Here is an 18,323-nt window from a genome sequence, read left to right as displayed (position 1 = left end):
TTTACAGCGCCAATATGTACAAGTTGTGTAACTATATATAATACAATTAAATAGTCAAGCAACACATACTGGGTCGCTTATCACCGTAAGCGGACACAGCCCTCCAGTCAATTCAATGAATGCACCCCAGCAGGCCGCCGGTATATGAGCCAGCGCGATCCAGGGAGAGCGAAGCACAAGCAGCCCACCAAAAATGACGAAACCGATAAACAGGAGATGGAGAACAAGAACGGAGTCGGCTAAGAATCGGTAGATCATTTAATTTCGCTAGTTACCTGATCAGGAGCAGTGAGATGGCTTGAGAGGGCATATTGGCCCCCTTAAGTTTACCGCCCACGGTTGGTAAATTTGCGAATTCCAACCTGTTATTCTTCAAGTTATCAAGAAGATAACAACGCCAATCATGTGTCTTTTTCATGATCGGTTACTACGGTATAGACGACATAAACTACATAGAGAACCGTTAGAATATAAATTATTGCTGACATATTTGTTTACCGCCTTAAATTGATTTTTTTATTATTTTGTCTAAGCGCCGGTTTAACTGAGCTTTTAGACAACCCGTACAGCTTTATTGAGAATATACCACAAATAATCTAGATGCCATTGGCATCGAAAACAAACGGCGGCAACGGACAATGCAGGGTTGCGCATATTGCTCTTAGCAGTTCCGCTTCATGAGGACTGACTTTGCCGTCATGAGATAGTGTCAACACCAGCGCGGAAACCAGGGCTTGTTTGTCTAGCACTTGTAGTCCGTCCAGCTGATTCAACGCAGCATCGGTGGCAGACACCCAATCCTGGGGTGGCTCATAATCCGGCCATTGTTTTGTATCGATCAACATTTTTATACGCTGCTCATGGCGTCCCAGACATTCCATGCCTTTTTGGTAGGCGGCATCGGCTTCAGCATGGCCTTGTTTTGCCATGACCGAAAACAACGCGCCGACAGCTTCCGGCAACTGCGTCAAACGAAGATTGCCATGCCGGCGTTGCGGGTGAGCTGCATCATTCAAATGGGTTTTTAACACGCGGGACAAGGCGAACTCAAACGTATCGACAACGCCATCAACCTCGATCAATCGCTGTACCAAGTCGGCTATGCGTTCAAGCTGCTCCAGCGGCCGGTTTTTAATGAGGGGAAAGGCGATTTGCAATAAGGGTAGGCGAAATTCCGGGCCCGACTTTTGTATTTCCAATTGCAGTGTTTCAGCGGCCATCACCGTCGTTCCGCCCAATTGTTCGGCAATCAAATCTAATTGGATTCGGCGCACGGCTTCGTTTGCATCCAGCAGCAACGCCAAGACTAATGGCAAGGCATCAGTGCCGGAATGGGCGGCGCGATAAAGATTTTCGGGTATCAACTGGCGAAGGGTCGAGGCAAGCTGTATGTGTCCTTCATCGGGCATGCCTACCGTTTCGGTCACTGTCGCCGGTGTTACAACAAAGTGTTGCGGCGCAAAACCGGCTGTTGATGAACTTCCCTCAATAGCTTCCGAACCGTTTTGAGTTTGTCCAAGCATTTGCCCGGCAAGCCGGTCTATTTCCGACTCCTCAAAATTCGGCTCCAAGGCCTTGATGCGCTGAACCAAAGGCGGATGCGTAGCCAGCAATGAACTGAATGATGCGCCGGTGGCAAACAGCATGTGGCTGACTTCTTCAGCATCTACTCTCTGGAGTTCCGAGCCTTGCTGAGCGGCGGCTATTTTTTTTAACGCCCCCGCAATACCTTGGGTCTGCCGGGTAAATTGTACCGCTGAAGCATCGGCCAGAAATTCACGCTGCCGTGATACCGCCGCTTTGATCAACTGGCCGAAAAAAACACCGATATAGCCGATCAAAAACAGCCCTAAACCGGCCAGATAAATAGCGGCCGCACCGTCACGACGGGAATTGTCGGAACGGATATTGCCGTAACGGGCGCTGTTCAACACCGCTCTGCCGATCAGGCCGATGACCAGAATACCGAACAAAAAGCCCATCAGCCGCGTGTTCAGGCGCATATCGCCGTTGAGGATATGACTGAACTCGTGGCCGATTACGCCTTGCAGTTCGTCTCGGGTAAGCGTTTCCAGCGTGCCGCGAGTGACGGTCACCGCGGCATCGCCGGTGGTAAATCCTGCCGCAAAAGCGTTAATCGCCGACTCCTGCTCCAGCACGTAAACTTCCGGCATCGGAATACCCGAAGCAATCGCCATTTCTTCAACGACGTTATACAAACGGCGGCGTAGCGGATCTTTGCTCTCTGCGGTAATCAGCGTACCGCCCAGGCTGCGGGCAACTTTGCCGCCGCCCGAGCTCAATGACGCAATCTTGTAAAGGCTGGACAGGCTGATAAAGCCGATAGTGACCAGTGAGATACTCGCCACCAACGGCAAGTTGTTCATGATCCAGTTGAAATCGGGCAGTGTCGCAGCTTCCGCGTCATCACCCACATTAATGATCAATGCCGTTATCACCAGATTAACCGCCGCAACGATCGCAATCACGGCCAGCATGAACATCAGAATCAGGGAGCGGGTCTTGCGGCGGGCATCATCCTGGCTTTGAAAGAAATTCATCTGCTTCACCGAAGCGGTTTTAAGTAAAAGAAACTTTCGGTACCTGCCGTTTTTCCGGGGCCTCTATTTCCAGGTGCTCGGCGGGATTAAAATTAAACATGCCAGCCAGGATATTGTTGGGGAAATTCTCCCGGCCGTTGTTGTAAGTCATAACCGCGTCATTAAACGCCTGACGGGCAAAAGCCACTTTGTTTTCGGTAGAAGCCAGCTCTTCCTGAAATTGCATCATGTTCTGATTGGCCTTGAGATCGGGATAAGCCTCGGCCAAGGCAAACATTTTGCCCAAACTGCCCTGAAGCGTAGCCTCAGCGCTTGCCAACTGCCTGATCGCTTCTGGATCGGAAGGATTTGCCCCTGCAGCCTTAAGCCCGGTTACCGCTGCATTTCGCGCGCTGATAACGGCATCCAGCGTTTCCCTCTCGTGCTTCATATACCCTTTAACGGCTTCAACCAGATTCGGTATCAGGTCGTAGCGCCGAGTCAGTTGAACATCTATCTGGGAAAAAGCATTTTTAACGCCGTTGCGTAAGTTGACGAGCCGGTTGTAAATGCCGATAAAAAACAACGCGACAAGGATGATGAAACCGATTAATGCAAGCAGGATAGGCATAAGGGTACTCCATGAAATAACAAGGTGTATCCTAATCATACAAGAGCGATTAATATCTGTCTTTTGTTTTTCCACTCTCTCTAATTTACGCTTGCCGATAACCGCCTGAAAATTATACTGGCGATCACTGTTGTCGCAATTATCGCCGTTTTCAGCATCGCTCCCATTGCCCAGCAGCCGGATTACCATCACTTCGCCGACCGGCGCAGCCTCTTCAATATAGCCAATTTTTTCAATGTGCTGTCCAATTTACCGTTTGTCATTATCGGCATCATGGGTATGCGACGGAATTAGACGGCCACGGCGATTTGCGCGCTTACATGCTGGTGCAATTCTTACCGGTTGTGCTGATACCGCTGATTTTGTGGCTGTTTGACTCGACGTTGAATAACGACGAGTATATTTGGGGCGTCATCGGCGCTTATGCGGCCTCAAAACTCATGGAGCTGTTCGATGCCCGGCTTTACAGCGCTTTTGGCTTGCTCAGCGGGCACTCGCTAAAACACTTGGCTGCCGCGTTAGGGATGTTGATTTTTTATTGGGCCTTGCGGAGAGGGTGTTCGAAAAAGTAACAGGCATAAAAAAAGGCGTGCCGGAACCGACACACCTTTTTGAATGCGGATAATCGAAAAAACTAAGCTTTTATCGCATCGGCAATTTCATTAAATGCCTCTACTCTGGTTTTACCTGTCTTAATCAGGTCAACACCCGCATCGACCACCATTTTGCAAAGCCCTGGTGTTTTGTAAACCATCAAACCTAAATAACCAACAACAGGGATGGCGATAAAGGCTGCGATAAAACCGTTAAGCCCGACAACTCCCATCAGCTTTATCAGCAATACAACGGCATCCAAAGGCAATAAAACCATGGCGCCAAAATAGACTATTACCATGAATACGGACACCACAAAAACTACAAACTGAAGTAGCCTGACCAACGCAACGTTAACTTTTTTCATATTACTTTCAATTTCCTGATAGAACTTAAGGGGTCTTTTTAGCCAGAAAATGACTCCCGACCCTAGTGTGTTGTCAATAAAACCGCTTTTTGAATGAAAGTGCCGCTATTTTTGCGAAAGCTTGTTTTGGGCATCCCAGCCCAAGCAAGCGGCAAAAATTACGCGGCAGCCAATGCCTCCGGCGGCCCCAGCCGTCCTGCTTCATTCGTTGGATACCCAGCAAGGGGTATCCAACATCATTCTCGCAATGACTCGACGCGATGTCGGAAAGCCTGCATTTTCACTACGCAAAAAGCGCTTCGTGAAAACACATGCGCTATCGCTTCTGCGGACTAAAAATCTTCGCTACGCGGTGCTCCGCTTCCAAGATTTTCAGCGGCGGCAAATTATACCTTAACACCGTCAAAATAATTCATTTTTTTCGGCTGGGTCTTTACGAAGAAACAACCGATATAAAACAGAGCCGGCAATAAAGCCGCCTAAATGCGCCCACCAGGCCACATCGACAGCAACACCGCCAAATAGCATTGCCGTTGTCGCACTGTGTAATTGAATCAAAACCCACAACCCTAAAAAAGCAACCGCCGGGACATGAATGACTATAGGTAAAAATAGTATAGGAATCCACACCACAACGCGTTCAAGCGGATATAGAAAAAAATAAGCCGCCAATACACCGGCTATAGCGCCTGATGCGCCGACAACGGGAATGGCAAGGTTTGGATCGAACAACCATTGCAAAAAAGTAGCCAAAAGACCGCATGCCAAATAAAAAACCAAAAATGGCAAGCGGCCCATTCTATCTTCTACGTTATCGCCGAATATCCATAAAAACCACATGTTCATGATCAGGTGCGGCCAGTTTCCGTGCAGAAACAGGCTGGTCAGAAAAGATAAATAGCCATCGAAAGGCAACCCATAATATGGATTGGTATAGCGAATAGGCACCATGCCGTAAAGGTTAAGGAGCCGCAAACTTAACGGATCGGGCATCAATTTCATCGTCACAAAAACAACAATACAAATCGCCATTATCCCCCACGTGACTAAAGGCCTTGAATGGCAGGGCGCTGTATCTCTAATTGGTATCATGGTTTTTCCTGATCTATGTAGACGCGGGGATGTTATCCCTGCTTTTAATCTAGCTTAAAAGCTAAAAAACCGATTTGCAATGAATAGTTATTTAATCATAACCCTGACCGCAAAAAGTCTATAATACCCGCAAAGATTGGTTCCCATCATCCTTGCACTTTAGCAACTACTTAAAGATTCATGCACTCTAATTCAATAGACAAAACCCCATCATTTTCAAGCCTGTCGCTAGATGAACAACTGCTGTCGGCCGTTAAAAAGCTCGGCTTTGAACAGCCTACACCCGTGCAACTACAGTCGATTCCACTTGCTCTGGAACACAAAGACCTGCTGGTTAGCGCCGAGACAGGCAGCGGAAAAACCGCCGCATTCTTGCTACCTGCACTGCATCATCTGTTAACCCTGCCCTCCGGAAAATCCGGTGTGCGGGCCTTGATACTGACTCCGACCCGGGAATTGGCTCAGCAGATTTTTAAGCACTGCCAACAACTGACCGAATTTACCGACCTGAAAACAGGCCTGATTACCGGTGGCGATGATTTTAGGCTGCAGCAAAACATGCTCCGCAGAAACACGGAAATTGTTATTGCGACTCCAGGCAGAGTATTGGAACTGATGGAGCAAGAGATTCCGGACTTTAGCAACCTGGAAGTGTTGATACTGGATGAAGCCGATCGCATGCTTGATATGGGCTTTAGCGAAGACGTGCTGACCATCGCCAATAGCTGCAACACACAACGACAAACCTTGCTGTTTTCAGCCACCTTGACTCATTTCGGCGTCATCAAAATGGCTGACAGGGTGCTAAAAAACCATGAAGTCGTTGCCTTAAATACGCTGCATGACGGACACCGTAACATCGAGCAGCAAATTGTGCTGGCCGACGACAATGATCACAAACTAAAACTGCTGATCTGGCTGTTGCAAAATGAGACTTATGACAAGGCGCTGGTGTTTACCAACAGCAGGATTCAGGCGGATGCTCTTCGCGGGCCGTTACGGGGACAAAAGCTCCGCGTTGGTGTGCTGCATGGAGAAATGGATCAAAAAGACCGCAACCGGATGATGGAATTATTTCGCGAAGGCGAAGTCAAGATCATGCTGGCCACCGACCTTGCCGCTCGCGGCCTGGACATCAAAGGCATCAATCTGGTCATTAATTTTGATGTGCCGAGAAACGGCATCAATTATATCCATCGCATAGGCCGGACAGGCCGGGTCGATGAACTGGGCCTGACGATTGCGCTGGTAAAGCATACCGAATGGAACTTAATGTCCGGTATTGAACGCTTTTTGAAACAGAAATTCAAACACCGCAATATCAAAGAATTGGAGGGTAAGTATAAAGGCCCTAAAAAACTTAAAGCCTCCGGAAAGGCAACGGGCGGCAAAAAGAAAATAGAACCTAAAAAAGCTGCCGTCGAAAAAGTCAAAATCAGGGACAGGGACAAGAAGAATGTCGGTAAAAGGCGTGTGCCGACAGTTAAGCCAACCATAGAAGTAAATCAGCCATAAAAAAGCCCCATTCGCAATCTACTGTTGCGAATGGGGCTTTTTGTTTTTGGCAACCGGTTCTAAAGTATCATCTATAGGGATGTAGGTAAGGGGCGTGAGCACGACTGCATGGATGCAGGAGGTAGAGCAATGCAGGAGCAATTGCCGAGGAGCGAAAGCTTTAAGAAAGTTTGCCTACGACTTGTTTGACCAAGTTATCCGGCTTAAACGGCTTCACAATATAAGATGTTATGCCCGCCATAATGGCTTCCTTCACCTTATCCCCTTCCGATGAAGACGTCAGCATGATCCAAGGCGGGGTTTCTAATTTAGCATCGTTTTTTACAGCCTTAAACAAATCGAGTCCACTCATTCCCGGCATGTTCCAGTCACACACCACAATATTAATCTTTACCTTCCTCATCATTAACATTGCTTCCTCTCCACCCGGCGCATCAAAAACGTGGGTAAATCCGGCCTCTCGCAGAATGGCTTTGGTTAGTGTCCGCATTGACGCTGCATCATCTACAATCAGAATTTTTTTCTGTAGCAATTCTTGTGATATTTCCATTCTTGTTCCAAATTACACTTATTATGAGCACTGCAGTACTTAATTAAAACATTCTACAAGAACTCGGGGTGCCCGACAAATAGAATGTAAAAATAATGCTAAGTAGTTCACTATTTACGAAAAAAAGATTCACAATTAGCGTTAAAATAATACTGACAATAAGCATGGAGGTAATCGGGATAAACACAAACCGTTGCTCATTCTCAATACGTATATCGCCGGGCAATCTGCCAAACCAGCTAATCAACCAGGGCGCATAACTAACAACAAGCCCGATAACCACCAAAATAACGCCAATTGCCGTCAATAACTTTCCGAGTGTCATTTGCAGCCCTCACTTTAACGTAAATTCACCATCATTATGTCCAGCTAACAAGAAAAGCCTCATTAAGGTAAAATAATAAACATTATTTTACACTGCCACCAGCAAAACAGTCGGTTCTGTAACAGGAACCTATCGGAATACATTACATGTTGAGAATCACTGAACTTAAACTCCCCCTCGATCACCCGGAAAACATGCTCAAAACCGCCATACTCGATCGACTTGGCATCAACACAGAAGAACTCATCACTTATACAATATTCCGACAAGGTTTTGATGCGCGAAAACGCAATGCGATCTTGCTTGTTTACACCCTTGATGTTGAAACCACGAACGAACAGACCATTCTTAACCGCTTGCAAGACGACCCGCACATCTCTTTAACGCCGGACTGCACTTATCGCTTTGTAACCCAAGCATCAAAAGACCCGGTGCAACGCCCCGTCATCATAGGCACCGGGCCTTGCGGGCTTTTTGCCGGCTTGATCTTGGCGCAAATGGGGTTTCGACCGATCATTCTGGAGCGGGGAAAAGAGGTACGGGAACGCACCAAAGACACTTTCGGCCTTTGGCGCAAGGGCGTGTTTAACCCTGAATCCAATGTGCAGTTTGGCGAAGGCGGCGCCGGTACTTTTTCTGACGGTAAATTGCACACCCAAATCAAGGATCCGAATCACTACGGACGCAAAGTACTGACTGAATTTGTCAAAGCCGGTGCGCCACCTGAAATTCTCCATGTCAGCAAGCCTCATATCGGCACCTTCAGGTTAGTCACCGTAGTCGAACAACTACGCGCGACTATCGAATCGCTAGGCGGAGAAATCCGCTTCCAAAACCGGGTTGACGACATCATCATTGATAACGGACAGGTTCGCGGCGTGACCCTCGCCAGCGGGGAAACCATTAACACTGATCATGTGTTGCTGGCGGTCGGACACAGTGCGCGCGACACCTTTAAAATGCTTTATGACCGGGGCGTTTATATTGAAGCCAAGCCTTTTTCGATCGGCTTTCGCATAGAACATCCGCAGTCATTGATCGACACATGCCGGTTTGGCAGCAATGCCGGTCATCCGTTACTGGGTGCTGCCGATTACAAGCTGGTACATCACTGTAGCAACGGGCGCTCTGTGTACAGCTTTTGCATGTGTCCCGGCGGCACCGTGGTAGCTGCTACCTCTGAACCGGGACATGTGGTCACCAATGGCATGAGCCAATACTCGCGTAACGAGCGCAATGCCAACAGCGGCATTGTTGTCGGCATTACGCCTGACGATTATCCCGGCCATCCGTTGGCAGGCATCGATTTTCAACGCCGCCTGGAAGCGGGTGCATTTAAATTGGGAGGGGAAACCTATGAGGCACCGGGACAACTGGTTGGCGACTTTCTCGCCAAACGTCCCTCTTCGGCACTGGGTTCGGTACACCCCTCGTATACGCCGGGCGTTCATTTATGCGACCTCAGTTCGGCTTTGCCTGATTACGCGATAGCTGCTATACGTGAAGCCATCCCCGCTTTTGATAAAAAGATAAAGGGCTTTGCGATGAAGGATGCGGTATTGACGGGTGTCGAAACCCGTACCTCATCGCCTATTCGCATCAAACGCAATGAGCATTACCAAAGCATGAATATCAAAGGGCTATATCCGGCAGGAGAAGGAGCGGGCTATGCGGGTGGGATTCTTTCTGCGGCTGTGGATGGCATCAAAGTCGCCGAGGCATTGGCTTTGGATATGAATCAATAAATAGAGCAGTCACCACGGAGACACGAAGAAATAAAACTTCGTGCCCTTCGTGTCTCGGCAACTGCTCCCTGCGTTGCTCTACCTCCTGCATAATCCACATGGATGTGGTGAATGCAGATATTGCACGACTGTATGGATACAGGAGGTAGAGTAATGCAGGAGCAATTACCGAGGAGCAAATATCTGTCCATGCAGTCGTCGGCAACTGCTCCATGCGTCGCCTAAAGCGCCTACTTTTGGGGCTCTACCTCCCGCATAATCCACATCGATGCGGTGAATGCAGATATTGCACGACTGTATGGATACAGGAGGTAGAGTAATGCAGGAGCAATTACCGAGGAGCAATATTTGTCCACGTAGTCGTTCGTGGTGAATTAATCAATCCGCTTACGTTTTAGTGAATATACCGACCGACTCATTTCGAGCGCTTGGTCGTATTAAACACAAACGATGCAACAACACCACGCTTGTCGAATTTAATAACCAAGTCTTCGGTGCTGCCGTCGCTAAACAAACTGTAATAGTAGTTTCCGTAAGTCCATGTTTTCATACCGCTATCAAGACCGGTTCTCCAGGGAACCCCAAACGTGGTATAGATGTCATTCTGGGTAGTTTCCCCTATCTTTATGGTTGATACCTGGCCTGCCGGGAACTCATGACCAAGCGTAGCGCATCCTGAAGTCAACAGGAACATCATCACAATCAAGCCGCCTAACGTTTTCCTTAGCAACCCTGCAACGTGTGCTGAACCCAAAAAATCAATTTTCATTTTTACGCCCCATCCAGTTAAAAGCTATTGTGATATTTAATTAAATTGTTGCTTCGCCTTTCTCAACCAATGCTCAAAAAACTGGTCTTCCGGCAATGGCTTACTGAAATAATAGCCCTGATAGCAAAGACATCCATTTTGTTTTAAAAACTCCAGCTCCATTTTCGATTCAACACCTTCCGCAACAACACCCAGATTCATATGCCGGGCTATGGCAATAATGGTACCCACAAAAACGGCATCATCTTCATTTTTAGTAATATCCTCAACAAAGGATTTATCAATTTTTAACTGATCCACCGGCAAATGTTTCAGATAACTCAATGAGGAATATCCGGTGCCGAAATCGTCTATTGAAAAGGTATAGCCCAATTTTTTCAATTGCTTGATTTTATCGATAGCAACATCGACATCATTCATCAACAGCCCTTCGGTAAATTCCAGCATGATTCTTGACGGACTGATCTGGTACTGTTTAACAAGCCTACCAAGTATGCCCATAAAATCATCATGATAGAACTGCCTCGGACTGATATTAATCGCCAGATGAGGCAAATGTACTTGCAGCCTATCCCACTGCCTAAGATGAATAAATGACTGTTCAAGCACCCAGGCACCCACCGCCTGAATCAAACCGCATTCTTCCGCAATAGGAATAAACTTATCGGGCGGAATAAAACCCTTTTTCGGGTGATTCCAGCGAATAAGGGCTTCTGCCCCCATAAGAGTGCCGTGATAATCAACCTGCGGCTGATAATACAAAGACAGCTGATTTTCATCCAGCGCCTGCCGCAATTCTTTTTCGATCAGCATCCTTTCCATCGCAGCTTCCTGCATACTGTCCTGAAAAAACTGCAACATATTACGACCGCTTTCTTTAGCGCGATACATCGCTGTACCGGCCTGTTTAAGCAAGTCGTCCGGGGGTATGTCGGAGTTCTCGGAGAACATCGCAATGCCGATACTGGAAGAAATATAAAGTTTGTGGTTCATGACCGAATAAACCTGGCAAATAGTCTGTTGCAATTTTTCCGCAATATACCGGGCCTCATTGCAGGCCAGTCCTATTTGCTCGTTCAATTCGGTCAAAATAACCACAAACTCATCGCTGCTGATACGGGCGACCGTGTCGCAATCCCTGACACGCAGCTTTAATCGGTAAGCGACTTCCACCAGAACCCTGTCCCCGGCCGAATGCCCGAGGGTTTCATTAATATTCTTGAAATGATCGAGATCGATAAATAAAAGCGCGCCGTTTTTGCCTGATCTTCCGGTAATCGCCAACTCCTGGGCCAAGCGATCATTCAATAAACGCCGATTGGGCAATTCGGTTAACGGGTCATAGAAAGCCAGTCGCTTGATTTCTTCCTCATCACTTTTTAACTGGCTAATATCGCTAAAAATGGCCGCGTAATTGCTGATCTCATTGGTTTCATCATCGCGGATTTCGGTAATGGTCAGCAACTCGGGATAAACCTCGCCGTTTTTGCGCCGGTTCCAGATTTCACCTTGCCAGAAACCGTATTTGTTGATTTTTTCCCACATCGCATAATAAAAGTTCTTATCATGCCGTCCCGAACTAATAATGCCGGGGGTTTTACCGATAACTTCCTCTTCCGTGTAACCGGTAATTTTGGTAAAACCGGCATTACAGGTCTGAATGACCACATATTTATCGGTGGTGATAACGCCTTCCTGGGTATTATCAATAATCTTTTTCGCCAAACCCAGGCTCTTTAACGAATCTCTTAACAATACGTCCCTGTGCGCCAAGGATTCTTTAAGCTCTTCGACATAGGTGCTGCGAAATCCCGCCAATATGTCAGTCAGATTGATAATACCAATTAAATTATCTTTATTGTCACTGACACCAAGATGCCGAAAACCGTTTAGAAGCATAATTTTCTTGGCGTGGTAAAGGCTTTCGTGCTCATTAACGGTAACCAGATCACTGCTTGCATGATCCGCAACGATTGGATTCAGCATTAAAGAAGCCAGCGCCTTGACCACATCCCGCTCAGTCAGAATGCCGACTGATTCATCGGGAAATTCAACTCTTATCGCATCCGAATGCGAAGAATGCATAAGCTTGCTCGCTTGTGCCATGTTCTGCGTTGATTGGATCATCGGCGGAATCGGTTTTAATACACTGCCCGCCGTTTTTAAAACCAGGAAAAATTCAAAATTGTGTTTCTTGATCACATCAGTTTGAGAAATGATGCCTCGCTGCTTGCCGTGATCATCGATTACGACATAATGGCGAACGCCATCTTTTTTAAATTTAAGCGAAACTTCCTCCAGGCTCGCATTTTCATTAACACAGATAACCGGACTACTCATACCTTCAGATACAGGTGTAGAACGTGCATCCGGCGAAGAGAAGTCAAATTTCAATACATCCCTTTCCGTCCAGATACCGATGATTTCATCGTCCACCGCAATCAAGATAGCACTACAGTTCCGTTCCACCATTTTGACCGCCGCGTCATGCATCGTCTCATTGGGCAAGCAGGTCAACAAGCGGGTTTGGGTAATATCCTTTATCGAAATGGCATGCAAATCAAAATTGCTCATGTATTCTCTATTTATGTGCGTATTAGCGAATAAATAATACCATCAAGACGCTATTAACTAAAATTTAGCCTTACTAAAACGCCCGATAAATTATCCGCTACAAGCCTGTTAAATAACCGTCTTGAGTTATCTTCCCATAATTCACTATTTGCCTAAAGATCTGCTTAACCCTCAATAAATCCCAAGCAAATCTGGCATTAAAAGTCCGTTCAAATTAAAATAACCGTCTTCTTATTGAGCGCATTCAATAAACATAGCGCGATCTCCAAACCTGACGGACTTTTAATGACTGATTATAAACTGACCCACCTTAAACAACTGGAAGCTGAAAGCATTCATATTATTCGTGAAGTCGCAGCCGAATTTGAGCGTCCGGTGATGTTGTATTCGGTCGGCAAAGACTCTGCCGTCATGTTGCATTTGACCATGAAAGCCTTTTATCCGGGCAAACCGCCCTTCCCGTTGCTGCATGTGGATACCACCTGGAAGTTCAAGGAAATGATCGAGTTTCGCGACCAGATGGTCAAGAATCTGGGCCTTGAACTGCTGATCCATATCAATCCGGAAGGCGTAGAGCAAGGCATTGGGCCTTTTTCGCACGGCAGTAAAACACACACCGACGTAATGAAAACCGAAGGCCTCAAACAGGCGCTGAATAAATACCAGTTTGATGCAGCTTTCGGCGGCGCGCGGCGCGACGAGGAAAAATCGCGCGCCAAGGAACGGGTTTATTCGTTCCGCGATAAAAATCATCGCTGGGACCCCAAAAACCAGCGCCCCGAATTGTGGAACATCTACAACGGCAAGATCGACAAAGGCGAAAGTATCCGGGTATTCCCGCTGTCCAACTGGACGGAGCTGGACATCTGGCAATATATCCACCTGGAAAACATCCCCATCGTGCCGCTGTATTTCGCCAAGGAACGCCCTGTCGTTAACCGCGACGGCATGTTAATCATGGTTGACGATGAGCGCATGCCGATCGGCCCTGATGAAAAAGTTGAAATGAAAATGGTGCGTTTCCGTACCTTGGGCTGTTATCCGCTGACCGGCGCAGTTGAATCAACCGCCACCACGCTGCCGGAAATCATTCAGGAAATGCTGTTAACCACAACCTCAGAACGCCAGGGACGGTTGATAGACCACGACCAATCCGGTTCCATGGAGCAGAAAAAGCGCGAAGGCTATTTCTAATAACGCCCCGTCACTGCAACTAATAACAGGAATCCAGAGAAACTTATGTCCCACCAATCCGATTTAATCAGTACCGATATAGACGCGTATTTGGCGCAACATGAACGTAAGGAATTATTGCGCTTTTTAACCTGCGGCAACGTCGATGACGGCAAAAGCACGCTGATCGGCCGCCTTTTGCACGACTCCAAAATGATCTATGAAGATCAACTCGCCGCCGTTCAGGCCGACAGCGTCAAATCAGGCACCACCGGCGCAGGCAAGATCGATCTGGCCTTGCTGGTTGACGGCCTGCAAGCCGAACGCGAACAAGGCATTACCATTGACGTGGCCTACCGTTATTTTTCCACCGCCACGCGTAAATTCATTATTGCCGACACTCCGGGACACGAGCAGTACACCCGCAACATGGCGACCGGCGCTTCAACCTGTGATTTGGCGATTATCCTGATCGATGCCCGCTACGGCGTACAAACCCAGACCAAACGGCACAGCTTTATCGCGTCATTACTGGGCATTCATCACATCATCGTCGCCGTCAATAAAATGGACTTGGTTGAGTACAGCGAAGCAACCTTTGACAAAATCAAACAGGATTATCTGGATTTTACCCAGTCGCTGGCTTTGCAGGACATCACCTTTATCCCGATGTCGGCGCTGGACGGCGATAACGTGGTCAATCCCAGCGAACACATGCCCTGGTTTACCGGCATGCCGTTAATGGAGGCGCTCAACAGCATCGAAATCGCCAATGACCGCAATTTCAGCGACGCCCGTTTTCCGGTTCAGTACGTCAACCGTCCCAACCTCGATTTTCGCGGTTTTTGCGGCACGGTAGCCTCCGGCATTTTCAAAAAAGGCGATAAGATCACCGCCCTGCCCTCAGGCAAAAGCAGCAAAATCAAGTCCATCGTGACCTACGACGGCGAGCTGGAACAAGCCTTTTCGCCAATGGCCGTCACCTTGACGCTGGAAGACGAGATCGATATTAGCCGTGGCGATATGCTGATCGGCGCAGAAAAAACAGCACCAACCGTCTCGGACAAATTCAAAGCCACTATCGTCTGGATGGCTGAAAATGCGCTGACGCCGGGTCGGCAATACACTATCAAACTGGCGACGCGCAGCGTGTCAGGCTCTGTCGCGATGATTCACCATAGAATCGACGTCAACACTCTCGAACACCATGACGCGACCGAATTGCACTTGAATGAAATCGGTTCCTGCACGGTTTCAGTGAACGCACCGGTGGTGTTTGATCCTTACCTTAGCCATAAAGGCACCGGCGCATTCATTATCATAGACCGCCTGACCAACGGCACGGTCGGCGCGGGCATGATTACCGGCGGCACCGAGGAAGAAAGCCTGCAACCGGTCAGCCCCGCAGAACGCGCAGCACGCTTTAGCCAAACGGCTACAGCGATTGCTTTGACCGGCTCGGCCAGCAAGGAAGTCGCCTATCAACTGGAGCGAAAATTATTTGATAACGGCCATGCAGCAACCGTTTTAGAGACTCAAAATACGTCACTGATAGTTGCCATCAAAAATGCCGGATTGATTTGTTTATGCGTCAATTACAGCGCCAATCTGGCGGATATTGGTTTTGATAGCGATACACAGGCTGTTGATGATATTTACAGCGCGTTAAAGAATCAAAAGATTATCCATTAATACAAGAATCAGACTTGCAGGAGCTGCTTTTCCTAAAGCGTCGACTTTGGGAAAACGCGCCTGCAGAAGTACCTTTATTGCCTTAATTTTTAGCAAGAAAATCAGTTCCGACAGTGGTAAAAAATAAAGATGATCTAAGATGAAAATAGCGCAGTCAATCCGCCAACTCAAAGCCATAAGCTCGAAAACTATTACCTTAAAATGAAAAATTCTGAATTCTCAAAAATAAGAGCTTCCGGCGTGGGCTATTTGATTAATAGCGTCCAGACCTTGTTTGTCGGCTTGTTAAGGATATGGACGATTCCCATTGTATTGATGTTAAGCGTCGCTTCCGGCTTCACTACCTACTACGGCTTATCGCATTTTATTACCCCGTGGATTGCACTGATCATTACCGTTGCCATTCAATCCATTATTGTGATTTGTTCGCTGGAAATTGCCGGGATGCATTGGCAAGCAAACCGCTTTCGCTATTTTTCGGTGCTCTGCTCTCTGTTGGTTGCGCTGACCGCTTCGGTTTCATTCTCTTATTTCAAGTTTTATGAAATTTCCCAGCAGGACAACCTGCACATTAACCGTTTAAATCTCATCAGAACCGATATAAAGTCCTATGTAGACCGTGTCTTAATCATTAAAGGCGACGTTTTAAAACAACAGCGCACCGACATGGAAAAAGCGACGTTGGATGTACAGCAGGCCTATTTCGGAACCCATGCGCAAATTGCCGAAGGTTATAAGAAGCAAGTCGGCGAAGGCCCTTTCTGGAAACATTACAACCAGATTTATCAAGAGAAAAAACAGCAACAGGTGAAATTTGAGCAGGACTTTTCTGAGTTGGACAAGGATATTCAGAAACTGCAATCCAGTATCAATGAGCTGGATGTAGCGTCGAATATTGAGAGCGCCTATTCCACGATGCTGGAGAACTTCCAGAACGTCCAGTTAAAAATCAACCTGTTATCCGGCAATATCGGCCAGTCTTTGCCGGAGGCGCCGTTATTGATGACTTACAAACAATTTACGGCCGAAGTTCAACCCTCTGCCGCCATGTGGTCCGATTTTTCGCTGTTCGCTTTTATTTGTGCGGCCATGGTTGAGTTTTTCACCGTGCTGCTGTCATACCGCCTTGAATTCACTGCCCCCGGCCCATTGACCGCCGAGGAAGAAGAACTGGTTTTTGAATGCTTAAGGCAATTTACCGAGTTCCGGATCAATAAAAACAACGAACTCGAAATGACTATCGAGAAAACCGAAATAGAACGGGCCAGGCGTTACTCCGACTGGTCCAGAATGTTTGCCGTAGGCTTATTATTAAGCCGCGGTTTCTTAAGAAAGATCGACGATAAAACCGTAGAATTCGCGCCTAATCTTTATCCGCTGATTGCCGAAAAAATGAGCGATAAGATTAACAAATTAAAAGCCGAGTCCACCATTGCCAGACAAGCAGATGCTGATGAATAGCTCCAGAACTGAAATCGATACATGGTTTATTGAAGGTACCTTAGCGAGCGACGATGTCGCTAACCCAGAGGTCTGGGAAGCTATTTTTGACGCCGACCGCCAGCTTGTCCATACCAAAATCGGCCCTTACGGAAAATTGTTTTTACGCCCTGAAGGCTTTGTTAAACGCTTTTATCACCATGTTTATCCATTACCGGTTGAAAACTGGCTCATTACCCAACAAATCAAGCTTTATGACGGTTTTTGTACGATTGATGTAACGCTGGACATTCGCTTTCAGGCTACATTGAAATATGCCCTCAGCAATATGGACATTTTGACCGACATTAATGGGCATATAAAAACCGCCTATGAAGATTTGCTGATCAACCTGATACATAAAGAGTTGCTGAATTTATCGGATGGCGCATGGGTACAAAAAGGCGTAGCCGATATTGAAAAGAAAATTTCTTTAGCGGTTAGTGAAATGTTGATCTTACAAAACATCCAATCACAAACACTATGCACGTTAAAGCCTTCATTTGAAGAATTCCCCGATGTACAACTGGCCCAGGAAAGCGTTTATTTATGCGTTCTTAAAAAAAGTTTTGAGTTTAACGAGGCGAAAAGAGAGGAATTATTCCATCAGGAACAAGAAATTGAAAACCAGAATCTGGAGCACAAGCAAAAACAACTTGAGCAATTAAACCGCGATGCCGAACTGGAGCGCTTGAAGCAAGCTCAGGAAGCTTTAAATAGAAAGCTGTTGCTGGAAGAAAAAGAAAAACAACTGCTGGAACAATTTGAAATTGAAAAGCGGCTCCACGCCGAAAAAATTAAACATGATAATAGCCTCAAGGAAATAACGCTGGAAGCGGATATTGAGGGCCAGCAAAAACACGAAGCCAGCCTTAGACTGGCGGAACAAAAAACGCATATGGAAGCATTGGCGCACCAAGCCAAGTTAAAAGAAAAAGAGCTGGAAGCCGATATTGCCAAATATGAAAATCAGCAGGCCAGATGGCGAGAAGCCAAAGATAAGATCCATGCTCAACAAATAGCCTTTGAGCAACGCCAGAAACAGCTTGAGTTTGATTCCGATGTAGAGAACCAAAAACGTCGCGAACAGCAGCGTCTGGAAATGCAACAAGAAAGTTATAAAAAAAGGAAGGAATCCGATGTTTATCTGCGCCGGGAAATCGAATTACTGGCGCTTGAAAAACAACGCCTGGAACTGCAATTAGCGATAAAGGATGCCAAAAAGCAGGGCGACGGCAACAATCCTCAGATTAAGATCTAGCCGAATAATGCGTAGG

General features: G+C 47.1%; 16 protein-coding genes. 7 read left to right on the top strand and 9 right to left on the bottom strand.

Going from position 1 to position 18,323, the window contains the following annotated elements; genetic code table 11:
• Window positions 1-54 precede the first annotated feature (54 nt).
• From METTU_RS22040 to METTU_RS01690, 3 genes are all read right to left on the bottom strand, one after another.
• Window positions 55-258, bottom strand: a complete 204-nt coding sequence (locus tag METTU_RS22040) for a DUF2784 domain-containing protein (protein ID WP_081466855.1) — start codon at window positions 256-258, stop codon at window positions 55-57.
• Window positions 259-596: 338 nt separating this feature from the next.
• On the bottom strand, window positions 597-2,561 hold the full coding sequence (locus METTU_RS01695) for a M48 family metallopeptidase (RefSeq protein ID WP_006889567.1): 1,965 nt from the start codon (window positions 2,559-2,561) through the stop codon (window positions 597-599).
• Window positions 2,562-2,580: 19 nt separating this feature from the next.
• Complete coding sequence (locus METTU_RS01690; RefSeq protein ID WP_027149795.1) at window positions 2,581-3,171, bottom strand: LemA family protein; 591 nt, start codon at window positions 3,169-3,171, stop codon at window positions 2,581-2,583.
• 320 nt (window positions 3,172-3,491) lie between these two features.
• Between METTU_RS01690 and METTU_RS24215 the strand changes: the two genes are divergently transcribed.
• Window positions 3,492-3,743 carry a hypothetical protein gene (locus METTU_RS24215; protein ID WP_050897703.1) on the top strand — a complete coding sequence of 84 codons (252 nt, stop codon included), beginning with the start codon at window positions 3,492-3,494 and terminating at the stop codon, window positions 3,741-3,743.
• A gap of 62 nt (window positions 3,744-3,805) precedes the next feature.
• On the opposite strand, the gene METTU_RS01680 is transcribed toward METTU_RS24215, so the two are convergent.
• Both METTU_RS01680 and METTU_RS01670 read right to left on the bottom strand, forming a co-directional pair.
• Entirely contained in the window at window positions 3,806-4,132 is a 327-nt protein-coding gene (locus METTU_RS01680; RefSeq protein ID WP_006889565.1) for a hypothetical protein, read from the bottom strand.
• Window positions 4,133-4,534: 402 nt separating this feature from the next.
• Complete coding sequence (locus METTU_RS01670) at window positions 4,535-5,083, bottom strand: rhomboid family intramembrane serine protease (protein ID WP_367301499.1); 549 nt, start codon at window positions 5,081-5,083, stop codon at window positions 4,535-4,537.
• Between the two features lie 321 nt (window positions 5,084-5,404).
• Here METTU_RS01670 and METTU_RS01665 point away from each other — a divergent pair, with 321 nt between their 5' ends.
• Window positions 5,405-6,739, top strand: a complete 1,335-nt coding sequence (locus METTU_RS01665) for a DEAD/DEAH box helicase (RefSeq protein ID WP_006889563.1) — start codon at window positions 5,405-5,407, stop codon at window positions 6,737-6,739.
• Window positions 6,740-6,899: 160 nt separating this feature from the next.
• Here the strand turns inward: METTU_RS01665 and METTU_RS01660 are convergent, their stop codons facing one another.
• A complete protein-coding gene (locus METTU_RS01660; RefSeq protein ID WP_006889562.1) occupies window positions 6,900-7,289 on the bottom strand; it encodes a response regulator in 390 nt (129 codons plus the stop codon).
• Between the two features lie 43 nt (window positions 7,290-7,332).
• Complete coding sequence (locus METTU_RS01655) at window positions 7,333-7,614, bottom strand: DUF2905 domain-containing protein (protein ID WP_006889561.1); 282 nt, start codon at window positions 7,612-7,614, stop codon at window positions 7,333-7,335.
• A 146-nt stretch (window positions 7,615-7,760) separates the two neighbouring features.
• On the opposite strand from METTU_RS01655, the gene METTU_RS01650 reads away from it, so the two are divergent.
• A complete protein-coding gene (locus METTU_RS01650) occupies window positions 7,761-9,359 on the top strand; it encodes an NAD(P)/FAD-dependent oxidoreductase (RefSeq protein WP_006889560.1) in 1,599 nt (532 codons plus the stop codon).
• Between the two features lie 415 nt (window positions 9,360-9,774).
• Here METTU_RS01650 and METTU_RS01645 read toward each other — a convergent pair whose 3' ends face one another.
• Window positions 9,775-10,128 carry a hypothetical protein gene (locus METTU_RS01645; protein ID WP_006889559.1) on the bottom strand — a complete coding sequence of 118 codons (354 nt, stop codon included), beginning with the start codon at window positions 10,126-10,128 and terminating at the stop codon, window positions 9,775-9,777.
• 36 nt (window positions 10,129-10,164) lie between these two features.
• Window positions 10,165-12,702 carry an EAL domain-containing protein gene (locus tag METTU_RS01640; protein WP_006889558.1) on the bottom strand — a complete coding sequence of 846 codons (2,538 nt, stop codon included), beginning with the start codon at window positions 12,700-12,702 and terminating at the stop codon, window positions 10,165-10,167.
• A gap of 285 nt (window positions 12,703-12,987) precedes the next feature.
• On the opposite strand from METTU_RS01640, the gene cysD reads away from it, so the two are divergent.
• The 4 genes from cysD (at window position 12,988) to METTU_RS01615 (ending at window position 18,307) form a co-directional block, all read left to right on the top strand.
• Entirely contained in the window at window positions 12,988-13,896 is a 909-nt protein-coding gene (gene cysD, locus METTU_RS01635; protein ID WP_006889557.1) for a sulfate adenylyltransferase subunit CysD, read from the top strand.
• A 45-nt stretch (window positions 13,897-13,941) separates the two neighbouring features.
• Window positions 13,942-15,567 carry a sulfate adenylyltransferase subunit CysN gene (cysN, locus tag METTU_RS01630; protein WP_006889556.1) on the top strand — a complete coding sequence of 542 codons (1,626 nt, stop codon included), beginning with the start codon at window positions 13,942-13,944 and terminating at the stop codon, window positions 15,565-15,567.
• A gap of 201 nt (window positions 15,568-15,768) precedes the next feature.
• Window positions 15,769-17,028 (top strand): hypothetical protein, encoded by a 1,260-nt coding sequence (locus METTU_RS01620; protein ID WP_006889554.1) that lies wholly within the window; start codon window positions 15,769-15,771, stop codon window positions 17,026-17,028.
• Window positions 17,021-18,307 carry a coiled-coil domain-containing protein gene (locus METTU_RS01615; RefSeq protein WP_006889553.1) on the top strand — a complete coding sequence of 429 codons (1,287 nt, stop codon included), beginning with the start codon at window positions 17,021-17,023 and terminating at the stop codon, window positions 18,305-18,307. The genes METTU_RS01620 and METTU_RS01615 overlap by 8 nt, the downstream gene beginning before the upstream one ends.
• Window positions 18,308-18,323 lie beyond the last annotated feature (16 nt).

It is taken from the genome of Methylobacter tundripaludum SV96, from assembly GCF_000190755.2.
In the GTDB taxonomy this organism is placed as follows: Bacteria; Pseudomonadota; Gammaproteobacteria; order Methylococcales; family Methylomonadaceae; genus Methylobacter_A; species Methylobacter_A tundripaludum.
The sequence above is the reverse complement of the archived record's forward strand: the minus strand, read 5'-3'. Positions and strand labels throughout refer to the sequence as shown.